Source organism: Rhodohalobacter sulfatireducens (assembly GCF_022012475.1).
Lineage (GTDB): Bacteria > Bacteroidota > Rhodothermia > Balneolales > Balneolaceae > Rhodohalobacter > Rhodohalobacter sulfatireducens.
In genome coordinates this window covers 11,961-24,432 of record NZ_JAKLWS010000003.1, presented here as the reverse complement: position 1 = coordinate 24,432, position 12,472 = coordinate 11,961, and the positions used below count along the sequence as shown (strand labels likewise).

At 41.5% G+C, this 12,472-nt stretch carries 12 protein-coding genes; all 12 read left to right on the top strand.

Going from position 1 to position 12,472, the window contains the following annotated elements:
• Positions 1–10 precede the first annotated feature (10 nt).
• Positions 11–847 (top strand): hypothetical protein, encoded by an 837-nt coding sequence (locus tag L6773_RS03460; RefSeq protein WP_237852458.1) that lies wholly within the window; start codon positions 11–13, stop codon positions 845–847.
• A 60-nt stretch (positions 848–907) separates the two neighbouring features.
• Complete coding sequence (locus tag L6773_RS03455; protein WP_237852457.1) at positions 908–1,384, top strand: nuclear transport factor 2 family protein; 477 nt, start codon at positions 908–910, stop codon at positions 1,382–1,384.
• 93 nt (positions 1,385–1,477) lie between these two features.
• Positions 1,478–2,422 carry an SDR family NAD(P)-dependent oxidoreductase gene (locus tag L6773_RS03450; RefSeq protein ID WP_237852456.1) on the top strand — a complete coding sequence of 315 codons (945 nt, stop codon included), beginning with the start codon at positions 1,478–1,480 and terminating at the stop codon, positions 2,420–2,422.
• A gap of 23 nt (positions 2,423–2,445) precedes the next feature.
• Complete coding sequence (locus tag L6773_RS03445) at positions 2,446–3,336, top strand: dioxygenase family protein (RefSeq protein WP_237852455.1); 891 nt, start codon at positions 2,446–2,448, stop codon at positions 3,334–3,336.
• A 105-nt stretch (positions 3,337–3,441) separates the two neighbouring features.
• Positions 3,442–4,479: a methyltransferase gene (locus L6773_RS03440; protein ID WP_237852454.1), complete on the top strand. Its 1,038-nt coding sequence runs from the start codon at positions 3,442–3,444 to the stop codon at positions 4,477–4,479.
• Between the two features lie 122 nt (positions 4,480–4,601).
• A complete protein-coding gene (locus tag L6773_RS03435; RefSeq protein WP_237852453.1) occupies positions 4,602–5,180 on the top strand; it encodes a nuclear transport factor 2 family protein in 579 nt (192 codons plus the stop codon).
• Positions 5,181–5,333: 153 nt separating this feature from the next.
• Entirely contained in the window at positions 5,334–5,600 is a 267-nt protein-coding gene (locus L6773_RS03430; protein ID WP_237852452.1) for a hypothetical protein, read from the top strand.
• 343 nt (positions 5,601–5,943) lie between these two features.
• Entirely contained in the window at positions 5,944–7,287 is a 1,344-nt protein-coding gene (locus L6773_RS03425; RefSeq protein ID WP_237852451.1) for an FAD-dependent oxidoreductase, read from the top strand.
• Positions 7,288–7,376: 89 nt separating this feature from the next.
• Positions 7,377–7,505, top strand: a complete 129-nt coding sequence (locus L6773_RS21440; protein ID WP_255727691.1) for a hypothetical protein — start codon at positions 7,377–7,379, stop codon at positions 7,503–7,505.
• A gap of 602 nt (positions 7,506–8,107) precedes the next feature.
• Complete coding sequence (locus tag L6773_RS03420; protein WP_237852450.1) at positions 8,108–9,199, top strand: lectin-like protein; 1,092 nt, start codon at positions 8,108–8,110, stop codon at positions 9,197–9,199.
• Between the two features lie 219 nt (positions 9,200–9,418).
• Positions 9,419–9,988 carry a hypothetical protein gene (locus L6773_RS03415; RefSeq protein WP_237852449.1) on the top strand — a complete coding sequence of 190 codons (570 nt, stop codon included), beginning with the start codon at positions 9,419–9,421 and terminating at the stop codon, positions 9,986–9,988.
• Positions 9,989–10,207: 219 nt separating this feature from the next.
• Positions 10,208–12,472: an NAD(P)-binding protein gene (locus L6773_RS03410; RefSeq protein ID WP_237852448.1), complete on the top strand. Its 2,265-nt coding sequence runs from the start codon at positions 10,208–10,210 to the stop codon at positions 12,470–12,472.

Here is a 12,472-nt window from a genome sequence, read left to right as displayed (position 1 = left end):
GACACAGAGGATGATTACAAAATGGAAGAAGCCGAAAATCCCAAAAAGAGTAGGCAACAATAAAACACTTCATATTATGAAAACGATGAGAATATTAAAGAAAGCTCTGGGAGCTGTTGTAGTTGTTCTTTGTTTTACGATCACTTCTTCTAACGTATATGCACAAGAAGAAGCTCAAAGTCAGATATTATCCTTATCTGAATTAACCATTAAAGCTAATCATAACAGTCAGTTTCGTTCCGGTGTTAAAGATTGGATTAATTGTTATATGGAAAATGATGGAGATTGGGCCTGGAATATGTGGAGAAGAGTACAAGGTGAAGGAAACGTCTATATACTATCATCCTTTATGAATAATTGGGCAGAAATGGATGAGAACGATCCCGCAGGACAAGAATGCCAATCTATTGTTCAAAATTCAATCATGCCTAATATTGAAAAATCTGAAGCTAATTTAGCCAGAAGCATTCCTGAACTGAGCAAACCCGAGTTGGTTGAGAATAATGTGATAACGGTATTTTTCTGGAGGGTTAATAATAGTACCCTTTTCAGAGAAACAGTTGAAGAAGTTGAAAGCACAATCCGTGAAGCTGAGGGAGAACCAAGAGGATACTGGTACAGTTCAGTTGGAGGAAACACGAAAGCCCCCCATTATTTTGTTGTGACCCCTTTTTCAAACTTCGCTGCTATGGATGTTGAAATGGATGGAGTTTGGACCGTTGTTGAAAATGAACATGGATCCAATCGAAGAGAAGAACTCCAGGCTGATTACAGGGAAGCTGTAGATGTAACATGGTCGTATATGTTTCGAAAAGATACAGAGTTAAGCCGGCCGATGCCGGAATAAATAAAGGTCTCTTTTTAATCTGATTTTTCAACTCAAAACATTCATAAATCTTTGGAAAACATGTATAAAATCAAAAAAATAACTATTGCACTCGTAGCATCTCTGTTTCTGGTTGGGTGCAGTCAGGTACAAAACAATAATCCAAATGTAGAAATCCTGCAGGGAATGTACGATGCGTTTGCCGCCGGCGATGGCGGTGCTGTCCTGGCAAAGTTCTCACCGGATATTGTCTGGAATGAAGCTGAAAGTAATTCACTTGCGGATGGCAATCCTTACGTGGGACCCCAGGCAGTTGCGGAAGGTATTTTTGGCCGGCTGGGACAGGAATGGGAGACATTTAACCTGACCGACCAAACCCTTTATGCAGTCGGTGAAGATATGGTTATTGCCACTGGCAGATACCAGGGAGAACATGCAATAACCGGAAAAACAATCAATGCACAACATGTTCACATTTGGTGGTTTGAAGATGGTATGGTAACTCGCTTCCAACAGTACGTTGACACCAAACAGTTGGCTGACGCAGAGATGGAATAAGGTTCAGATTTCATCATCTGAAAATCTCGAAATGAAGATTATTAGAGATCTTCATTTCGAGACCTCAATTAATAACTCTACTACTAAACAATTATGAAAACAGCAGGTATTATTGGTGGTTCTGGTTACATCGGCAGTTATGTAACCCAAAAATTTCTTAAAGAAGGATATCATGTAAAAGTATCCGTCAGAGATGCTTCAAAACAGAAAAAATATGCGCACCTAGAGCAACTCGAAAATGCCGAAAAACTTGATATCTGCCAAGTAGATGTTCGTGATATCGACTCTCTCAAACCCTTTGTAGAAGATTGCGAGATCGTTATCCACGGAGGTACGCCTTTCCAATTGGATGTTAAAGATCCGACGAAAGATCTGTTTGAGCCAACCATTCGAGGTACTGAAAATTTTTTAAAGGCGGTTCAAGAATCGATGTCGGTAAAAAAAGTGGTGATTATTGCATCGGTTGCCGCATTTAATACCAACTTCCCAATGCCGATTGTTGGGCGTTCTCCGGATGATATGTATACCGAATCAGACAAACCATATCTCAATGAAGAGGGACATCCTTATGCACAGGCTAAATACTACGCAGATCAAATTGTACAAAAGTTTGTGAAGGATTACCCCGAGTCAAATGCTGAAATCGTGAGTGTTTATCCTGTTTTCGTAATTGGGCCGGCTCTTTCAAATCGCGAAGATTCGACTTCCATGGGTATGCAATACCTGTTTCAAAACAAAATTGCACCCAACCCATTTGTGCAAATGCTTTTTGATGAAGATGTAGAATTTGCCACTGTGGATGTTCGGGATGTTGCTGAAGGAATTTATAAATCTGCAACCATCAGCGGCCTTCACGGAAAACAGTACTACCTGAGTAACGAGAGCTGGAAAGTGTCGGATATTTCACACATGCTCAACAGTGAGAATATCCTTGGTAAGCCCCGATTTGTCTACAGCGCCAATAATGCTGAGCGCGATTTGACACTAGCCTTTAAACCGGCATCTGAATCCTTTAAAGATTATGCTTCCAATCAATAACACTTAAAACAAATAAATCCCATATGAAGCGACGAGACTTTTTAAAAAAATCAGGGATTGCAGCCATAGCCGTCAGTACATTTGGATTTATTCGATACGACGGCGAAAAATTTGTTGGAGATTGTGAAACAACCTCAGACATCCTGGGGCCATTTTACAGGCCGGACAGTCCGGTTCGAAATTCGCTTTTAATAGAGGGCGAAGCCGGGAGGCAGATCGAGCTTAGCGGAGTTGTAAGACACCAGGATTGCAAAACACCCTACAGAAATGCCAAAGTTGAACTGTGGCACTGCGACGGCTACGGGGTATATGATAACAGTTCCGATGATTTCCGGTACAGGGGAACTACCTACACAAATAGTGACGGTAGTTACAGTTTCCAAACCATTTTACCGATTCCTTATGATGTAGGTGACGGCACTATTCGACCCGCTCATTTTCATATGATGATTTCGACGGAGGAGTACCAGCCCCTCGTCACACAGCTCTACTTTTCCGGAGATCAGCATATTGAGTCCGATCCATGGGCTGCAGCTGCAAAAGGAAGAGTTCTTGATGTTGAAGAGCTTTCCAATGGAAGCACACGGGTTCATTTTCCGGTCAATATGGCAAAAACTCTCTCTATTGAGCCTTCTTCGATTGATAAACTGACCGGAGAATACATTCACGAGCAGAATCCCGAATCGGCCGTAGAATTTTTTAAAAGCAATAATAAGCTTTGGATGAAAAATGAAGTGCACGGTGAAATGTTTGAATATGTGGGAAACAACAGATTCCAATATCCGGGTAATCCTGATGCTATGTACCAGTATTTACATTTCGAAATTCTTCCCTCTGGTTCAGTAAAGCTGAGGATGACGCTTACTGACATGGATTTTAATGAGCATAGTTCCATTTATATCAAAGATGCATAAACGGTCTTACTTCTTAATTGCACCGGAAAATTTCTGATGCGATTCGTCATTTGTAGCATCACATAGAATGACATGGTAAGCCATAATTTCTTAACCCCGAACACCATGGAAATAACAGAACACCAACCGGATCCCTCTCATATCATGAAGATCGGTATGGGCTTTTTTACTTCAAAAGTTTTGCTAACAGCTGTAAATGAAGGTCTTTTTACACACCTGGTTCATAAACCTCAATCAATCAATGACATCAAAAAACGAATGAATTGGAACTGTACAGATCGCCATGCTATGGATTTTCTGGATACGCTTCACTCACTCGGTTTCCTTAATCGTGAAGGCGTTGGACTGGATTCTATTTACAGTAATTCACTTGAGTCGAATGTTTTCCTGGATGAAGACAAAAACAGTTACATCGGCGGTATGCTAAAGATGGCAAATAACCGGTTATTTCGCTTTTGGGCTGATTTAGACCTGGCGATAAAAACCGGTGAAGCTCAGAACGAATCTAAACACGGGGATGATATTTTCGAAGCCATTTACAGTGATCATGGTAGACTCAAGGAGTTTATTAATGCCATGACCGGTGTTCAAATGGGAAATTTCGTCGGCTTTGCCAATAGTTTCGATTTTACCGAGTACAAAACCCTTTGTGATATTGGCGGATCCGGTGCAACATTGAGTATTCAGGTAGCTCTTCATCAACCGCATATGTCTTGCACCAGTTTGGACCTGCCGCCCGTTGAACCCATCGCAAACGAGAACATTCAAAAATTTAAGGTTACGGACCGGGTAAAAGCTATTAGTGGTGATTTTTTTGTAGATGATTTCCCAAAAGCAGATGTCATTGTGATGGGCAATATTTTACATGACTGGGGAATGGATAAGAAGCAGGTGCTCATCAAAAAAGCGTACGATGCACTGCCTGAGAATGGAGCTTTCGTTGTCATCGAAAATATTATAGACAACGAGAGAAACAGTAATATTTTTGGGATGACGATGAGCTTAAACATGCTGATCGAAACTCAAAACGGGTTCGATTACACGTTATCAGATTTCGACCACTGGACCTCTAAAGCCGGTTTCAGTTCCGTTGAATTATTACCGCTTGCCGGGCCTTCAAGCGCAGCTATTGCTTACAAATAACAAGAACGAGCCGGCATGATTTGTAAGCAATTCTCTCTCACTTTCTACAATCATATGTATCAATCATTCAAAAAAAACATGTTAACCAACTAAAAACTGGGGTCACAACAATGAAAAAAACAATGAAAAACAACCTAATACCCATACTTTCTATAGCCTGTATTCTAACTGTCCTGGGATGCGAGGGTGAGACCATGGAGCCTTCAAGCTCAGCTGAAAATTCACGATATGAAATTGCATCGGAAGAATATGTCGATCTTTCGTTGGAGGCACTCAATCATCTGTCCGATTTCGATATTGATGCCTGGGGCACATTGCTTGCAGATGATGTTGAGTATTACTTCCCTGACGGAGATTCCGGAACAAGAACCGTTTTAAACGGAAAGACAGAAGTCGTCAACTGGTGGAAGAACTGGGTAGCATCATCCGGAATTGAATCGATGACAATTACACAACCAGATCTAATGCCCATTCGCGTAAATAGTGAAGCTCTCAATTACTCGGCATTGACGGGTGTTTTTGTGATTTCCTATTTCTCGAATGAATTGGCTTTTGACAACGGAAATACTGTAAATCTCAGGATGAATTTTGCTCTTCACTTTAATGAAGACTCTTTAATCGACCGGTATTACACGTATTACGACAGGGCTCTGATCATTGAAGCGATGAATGTAGATATTCTTAACCCGGAAACCGATTAATCCATTTACTGAACTTCTTTTTTTGAAAGCAATAATATCCCCGGCACTTTGAGTTTTTTGAAGGTCGGGAGGAAATTGGTTTCAACAAATTAGCATAACCGGGGAAAGCCGAAAACCGCAAAGAGTAGGCAAGAAAAAGTTAAAATGGAAAAAATGGCAACAATCGTAGTTCAACACAAAGTAGGCAACATCAAAACATGGCTCAAAGGTCACCAGGATCGGGTCAATCTCTTTGCCCCGGCAGTTACGGGTTTTAAAACATTCCAGAATACTGATGACCCAAATTCAGTGACTTTAGTCCTGGAAGTTACCGACCTGGAATTACTTGGAGCGATCATTAACGACCCGAAAAATCAGGAAGTTAAAGATCTTCATACAGTGATTGAACCCATCAGTATGTCAACGCAGGTTGAATTATAACCTGCAAACTCATGCGCGTTGAAGATGCTGAATATTTAGAACAACTATTTATTCAGCTTCTTTTGCGGCGTGGCTTCATTCTTCATAATTATTAAACACCGGCATCATAGAGTTTATACTCCATTCATTGAAGCGTTTAAATTTCCCGATAAATGAAAGCAATGCTGCTTCAAATAGTTTCGCACTACAAAAGGGGAAATGGGACGATTTACGTACCAGGTTTACGACAATGTTTTTAGTTGAGCCGAAAAAACACCGAATGAATAAAACTGATTTCTCAGGAAAATTTAGGTTCGCAGTTATCCTGATATCTGCTATTTTTACCTCCTGTATGCAAAAAGATATGAAAGATATTGTAGTGATCGGCGGCGGGCTGATGGGAAGCTCAACGGCATGGCATCTCTCAAATCAAGGAGAGAATGTTTTACTGATTGAGCAGCAGGACTCCGTTTACACTTTCGGATCGAGTTTTGGGGAGGCCCGGATTTCCCGGAGTTTGGGGCCCGAAAACGATATTTTTTCCTACCTGCATAATCGAACTGTTTCAGAAACAGAAAAGCTCATTGATTTTCTGAATGAAAAAGAGAGTGCGAATAATCATCAGATGGATGATATTTATTCAACCTCTCCTGTTTCTTACATCTATTATAGATCCTTTCAGAATACAGTTAATAACCTCGTCAAGAATCAGAGTGATCCGTTTGAATATGCGGCATCTGCCGAAGAAGTATCAATGAAGTTTGGGATGTCTGTTCCTGATTCAGCCCTCGTATTGCGCGAATTTAAACAATACTCCGGCACTCTCAATCCCAAAGAGCTAATTAAAAAACTCCATAAAGGGATTGAGTATCATGGAAATGAGATCAGGTATAACCATGAAGTCACCGGCTTAAAAAAGAAAGAAGGTCTCTATGAGATTCAAATTACAAACACGAAAAACCGGGAAACTCAGACTATTCTCAGCAAAAAGGTAGTTTCAGCTGCAGGCCCCTATACCGGCAAACTACTGAAGGATATTGCGCCGGAATTTGATGAGCTGATCTCCCCAAAGCGCGTATTCCTTGTTTTTATGAAAATCGATCCGGAGAAGTACAAGTCTCTTACAAATAATCAAAAACAGAAGATCAGGGAGTTTTACCCTGTTGCGGATTTTACATCGGATTTGATGTATTCGATGATTGAAAAAGAGGACTCCGACGGTGTACCTATCATCAAAATTGGTGGTCACCTAATTCGAGAAGAGATTCAAAGTTTGGACCAGGTATGGCAAAAGGAACTGAATGAAGATGAGAAAAGCTGGGGAATCCGGGCAACTCTGAATTATTTGCAGCAACTGAATATTCCTGTTCAAAATGAAGATTTGCAATATGTTGATGGCTATTCCTGTGTCTATTCACTCACAACTTCGGAAGTGCCCTTTGTAACAAATATTCTGGATGATCAAAATCAGCCCGATCCGAACTTTATTGTTCTTGGCGGTATGTCTGGAGTGGGGGCCAAAGGCACGATGACCTATGGGTTAATTGGTGCGAATCTTTTACTTCAACAAGAGGAAGAGACAACAATCTATCAGCAAACAAAAGCAGCATTAGGGAGTGATAGGCTTTTAAAACAAAACAGTGCTTACAACCCTGCATCTGCAAAACTGAATAACCAAACCACCTCCTGGTTTGTTAGGGATAAATAAGCCGGCCACAATTAGATTTTAAACGATTTTTATGGTGGGTCCCAAAGAATAACGAAGAAGATTGGAAACTCACCGGTATTGAAATGGTGATGCATAACTTTGAGGAAGCTACTATCACATACGAGCTGGAGAATCATACTGCATCTGAATCAAGGAACTACGGTATAGCATTTATCAGCAATATCATTTTGGATATAAAAGAGTTGGCTGATGATTGAGGTCTGGAAAATATATCTTCCACCACTAATCGACGTTGATTGAGGGTCGATTGTTCTTTTTAAATCATTCGATACAGTCAACGCAGAGAAAGTAAGGTTTTGGCTTTCTGCGACAACAAAAAGCTATTCAAATTCTGAACCAAAACCGTTTATCAAATAATTTTAAACTCAGTCTTTTCTAAGTAATTCATCCTATTACTTATCCAGAAGTTGCTTAATCAGAAAATTGATTGGACCATTATCTTAAAGTACACTTTTGATAGAAAATTAACTCATTAGTCCTAATATTAGGTCAGAAAATCCTAACCAGGCCTTTAGAATTTTCAGTATTTAAGTACTGTCTACTTTCTCTCCAAGATTCAAATCTATTGAGGCAAACAGCTTTTCCAGAGTTGCCGGCTGATTTTGAAGTCAGATAAAGAATGGACTGACTTTAGACAACCGATTAATATCACTAAACGATCGGGAAGGATAGATTTCGATCTCTATAAATCGAAATTAAGGAATGGTGTTTAAAAATATCACCATCTACTTGGTATGGGCAAGCATATTACCAGGTTTGGAATAATCAAGAATAAACCAATCAAAGCAAAAAAAAGATCATGAATAACAAATTAAAAAGTCTGAAAAATACTGTCTTATGGATTTTGCCAATTTTACTTTTGGTTGCAGCATGCGACCAATCATCCCTGCCTACGAATACTGGCGATGGCATTCAATCGGAATTAGGTGTCGATGCTCTTGGTAAAAGTGTACCCGAAGGTCTTGTTTACAACGAGCACAACGGGAATTATTACTCAGCAATAGAGGATCTTGGTATTACCTGGGATGATGCCAATGTCGCTGCTCAAGAACTTAGCTATGGTAAATGCGAAGCTCACCTGGCAACGATAACTTCACAAAATGAACAGGATTGGATCGTTAATACATTTCCGAACGCTGTAGAAGGTGGTTACTGGCTGGGCGGTTCTCAAGCATCCGGTTCCGATGAACCAGCAGGGGGCTGGGAGTGGGTAACCGGCGAAACATTTTTCTATACGAACTGGCGTTTAGGAGAACCGAACAATGCAAATGCTGTTGATGAAAATTCCATTCATTTTCTTCCAACAATATTCGCTGGTGGAGACGGAGGATGGAATGATCAGAACGGAAATTCAACCTCATTCGAAAATAATGGGGAAACATTCTATGCTGTTGAAGGATATGTCGTTGAATACGAATGCCCAACCAAGGTTACGGGGGGCGGACAGGTGATCCGTGTTGTTACAGGTAATGGCGATATCCAAAAACGTATTTATGGATTTAATGCACAAAAAGGCGGTGATTTGGTAGTAAAAGGACAGGCCCAAAGCAGCCTGCAAAATCCTGACGGATCAAAAATTTCGTTCCATATGGAATCAACCTGCCTTAGTGTATGGGGCAACAATGCCTGGATCGGTACCCGGGTTACCCAATCATCGGATGAATCCATTATTCCAACAGGCATCACATTTCTCTGGCGTATAGTTGATAACGGACAAGGCAAAAATGCTGATGATGACCTGGTTGGATTCTATGCAACTGAGTCTAATCCGGGTACAGGCGAAGATCTTAATCTTGCCAGCTTCTGTACACTCCAGCCGACCGAAGATGTATTCGGACCCGCTTTCGGAGCTTCATTAGTCGTTGGGAAAGGAAACTTCCAGATACATTAAGTTCATCAATTTATCAATTGAAGAAACGGGAGGTGATAACAAATCACCTCCTTTTTTGTTTGAACGCCCAATGGATTAAATAGTCCAAAGATTTGCTCAATAAGTACAAGATTCTCTCCTTCTTGTATGCGACATTATTACCGTATTTAAAAACTACATTTCTGTCAGATATCTTGATCTTAAGCTGACACCTGCACCCATTCAACTAATAGATTGCTCATGAAACCTTTAATAAAATTCTCCAAAACAGGGAGTATGATTGCACTTTTCCTGCTGTGCGTAACCGTTGTAAGCTGTAACCAGGATATCGCCGGCACCTCCAACGAAGGTATTCAATCGGCACAGATAACTACTGCTGCAAACGTCGAAACACCTTGTGAACCCGGTTATTATAGTGCCACAGGAAACACACCTTGTGAACCCGCGCCTGTTGGAAAATATGTCCCTGAAGCAGGAGCTACACAAGCATTACCTTGCGAAATAGGCACGTATCAGGATGAAACTGGACAAGCTGCATGCAAAGTTGCCCAACCCGGATCTTTTGTAAGCAGTGAAGGTGCAGCTCAGGCTGAACTTTGTCCTATTGGTAAATTCTCAAACATTTCGGGCGCCGCCGTATGTTCTATTTGTCCAGAAGGTAGTACAAATTTTAGCCCGGGATCTACTGCTTGCTATTTTAATCCCGAGAACAAAGCTGACTGCAAAAATGGCCAATGGGATGAGTACGGGTTCAAAAACCAGGGACAGTGCATTCGATTTGTGAATACCGGGAAAGACAGCCGTATTTAAGAAATTGAATAAGAAAAAGCGGTCCAATTACTTAGGCCGCTTTTATTAATATTTGAGGAAATTCAATCGAATTTTGTTTCAAAAAGAAAAATAATTGATGTATATATGTGTGGAAGACTTGAAGATTTAAGCTTTTCCAAAACAACACTTAAGATATAAATTCCGGCGGTGTAGTTTAACCTCTGCGCATGCAATGCCGCTGCTCTAACAAATGATCATATGAAAGGACCCGAAAAAGATTCAAAGAGAAAGAAAATAGCAGTACTCGGCGGGGGGCTCAGTGCTCTCTCCTCTGTATATGAATTAACGGACTATCCGGGATGGGATGACCATTACGAGATTACGGTTTACCAAATGGGTTGGAGGTTAGGTGGCAAAACCGCTACCGGGCGCGGATTACACAACAGGGTTGAAGAAAAAGGTATCCATATTTTCCAGGGCTGGTACGACAATGCGTTCAGAATGGTAAAGGATGCGTATCATATCCAGGAAGAGCATAATTTAAATCCGGACAGCCCGCTCAAAAAATGGTCGGAGGCTATCGTGCCAGACAACGCCTCATTGTTTACGGAATGGTCTCACAGGGATGACAAATGGATCAACTGGCCCATTATTTTTCCCATGAACGACCAGGAACCGGGAACAGCCGGTAAATCAACACCTTTGGAATTGATCAGAAAAGTGCTCGGAATCGCCCTGCAGATGGTTATTGGCGAACCATACCAAAAAGGCGAAGGATATCTGAGAAAGGAGCTGATGGAACATCTTTTGGATGTAAATCAGAAGTTTGGTGATACGAAAGCCGTGCACAAGTCCAGAAAAAGCTGGTGGGGCCGAATTTTGAATAGAATTAAAAAGCTTTTTCGGAAAACGGTTGTACCCCTTGAAGTAAAAATGCTGCACAAGGCAGTGGAAATCATAGATAAGCAAATTGAAAGAACAACCGGCGAAAATGCTAAAAAAATTGAGCTGGAAGAACTGGAAAAGGTCGTTGATCACTTTTCTAAATTTACACACTGGTTCGAAAAAATGTTTTCTCACGCTATCGAAAAACACGACCAGGTTCGAAGAGTGATCTCTGTGATAGAGTGGATGGAGGTTAGCTTAACGGGGATTCTCCACGATGTTTACAATCCCGAAACAGGAGAGTTTGACTATCAAAATATCAATAAATACAACTACCTGGATTGGCTGAAAAAACATGGAGCCTCTGAATTGGTGCTCGATTGTCCGTTAGTTCGCTTTATGTATACAGGCGCTTTCGCAAACATGCTAAAAGGAGGTACCGGGCTGCTTGCAGCTGACATCGGCCTGAGAATGGTTTTACTTTCCGTTGATTACAAAGGATGCCTGGTTTGGAAATTGAGGGCTGGAACGGCCGATACCATCATCACGCCCATTACCCAGGTACTGATGCATCGCGGAGTGAAATTCAAATTTTTCCATAAGGTTCAGCAAGTTCACCATTCAGACAGCGGCAAAATTGAAAAAATATCGATGGCTGAACAGGTAAAACTTCGGGATGGTATAACCGAGTACAATCCATTCCGAAAAATAGACGGGCTTAATTCCTGGCCTGCAGAGCCGCTGTATGATCAGATTGATACCAAACAGGCTGAAAAACTTCGGGAAAATGAAGTTAACCTCGAAAGCTCCTGGGCCGACTGGGAAAATTATCGGGAGTTTACACTCGAAAAAGGAGAAGATTTCGACCAGGTATTGCTGGGTATATCAGTCGCAGCTCTTAAGCATATCTGCAGCGAAATTGTTGATAAGAGAGAAGATTGGAAAAACATGGTTGATAAGGTTGAAACAACTCAAACCGCACAGGTTCAGCTTTGGATGAAACCAACCCTCAGGGAGATGGGCTTCAAGGTTGAGGACTGGGGAATGGCAGAAGGTGATGAACCCAACTCCGTGATTTACGCCAACTATCTCTATTCCTGGACAGACATGAGCCTCATTTTAGATATGGAAAAATGGCCCGAGCATCTCAAACCGGGACACCTGAGTTACTGGTGCGGCACCATTCCGGACGCTTCTCCAATTGAGCCATTCTCAAACCACTGGTTCCCAAAAACTCAACAGGCACGGATGATGGGAATTACCGAGCAGTGGCTCTTATCAAACGGGGGATGGTTATGGCCGGATACTACAAGCCGCGAAAACCCGCAGGGATTCAATTTTGAATACCTGGCACCTTTTGAAGAAAAAGAGGATATGACCCCGATTGAGAAATTTTACCAGCAGTTCTTCCTGCTCAATATCGAGCCTTCCGACAGGTATGTCCTGGCAGTTCCGGACAGTAATCAATACCGAAAAAAAGCTGATGAGTCCGGGTTCAGCAACATGTTTTTAACCGGCGACTGGATCGATTTTGGATTTAACGTAGGCCATATGGAAGGGGCCGTAACCGCAGGCCTTCGGGCTGCACACGCCATCCGCGAATCACAAGGTTTAGAAATCAACAAAGAGATTTTTTAA

Coding starts and splice junctions, on each gene's coding strand:
- L6773_RS03460 (WP_237852458.1), top strand. CDS start 11: ATGATTACAAAATGGAAGAAGCCGAAAATCCCAAAAAGAGTAGGCAAC.
- L6773_RS03455 (WP_237852457.1), top strand. CDS start 908: ATGTATAAAATCAAAAAAATAACTATTGCACTCGTAGCATCTCTGTTT.
- L6773_RS03450 (WP_237852456.1), top strand. CDS start 1,478: ATGAAAACAGCAGGTATTATTGGTGGTTCTGGTTACATCGGCAGTTAT.
- L6773_RS03445 (WP_237852455.1), top strand. CDS start 2,446: ATGAAGCGACGAGACTTTTTAAAAAAATCAGGGATTGCAGCCATAGCC.
- L6773_RS03440 (WP_237852454.1), top strand. CDS start 3,442: ATGGAAATAACAGAACACCAACCGGATCCCTCTCATATCATGAAGATC.
- L6773_RS03435 (WP_237852453.1), top strand. CDS start 4,602: ATGAAAAACAACCTAATACCCATACTTTCTATAGCCTGTATTCTAACT.
- L6773_RS03430 (WP_237852452.1), top strand. CDS start 5,334: ATGGCAACAATCGTAGTTCAACACAAAGTAGGCAACATCAAAACATGG.
- L6773_RS03425 (WP_237852451.1), top strand. CDS start 5,944: ATGAAAGATATTGTAGTGATCGGCGGCGGGCTGATGGGAAGCTCAACG.
- L6773_RS21440 (WP_255727691.1), top strand. CDS start 7,377: ATGCATAACTTTGAGGAAGCTACTATCACATACGAGCTGGAGAATCAT.
- L6773_RS03420 (WP_237852450.1), top strand. CDS start 8,108: ATGAATAACAAATTAAAAAGTCTGAAAAATACTGTCTTATGGATTTTG.
- L6773_RS03415 (WP_237852449.1), top strand. CDS start 9,419: ATGAAACCTTTAATAAAATTCTCCAAAACAGGGAGTATGATTGCACTT.
- L6773_RS03410 (WP_237852448.1), top strand. CDS start 10,208: ATGAAAGGACCCGAAAAAGATTCAAAGAGAAAGAAAATAGCAGTACTC.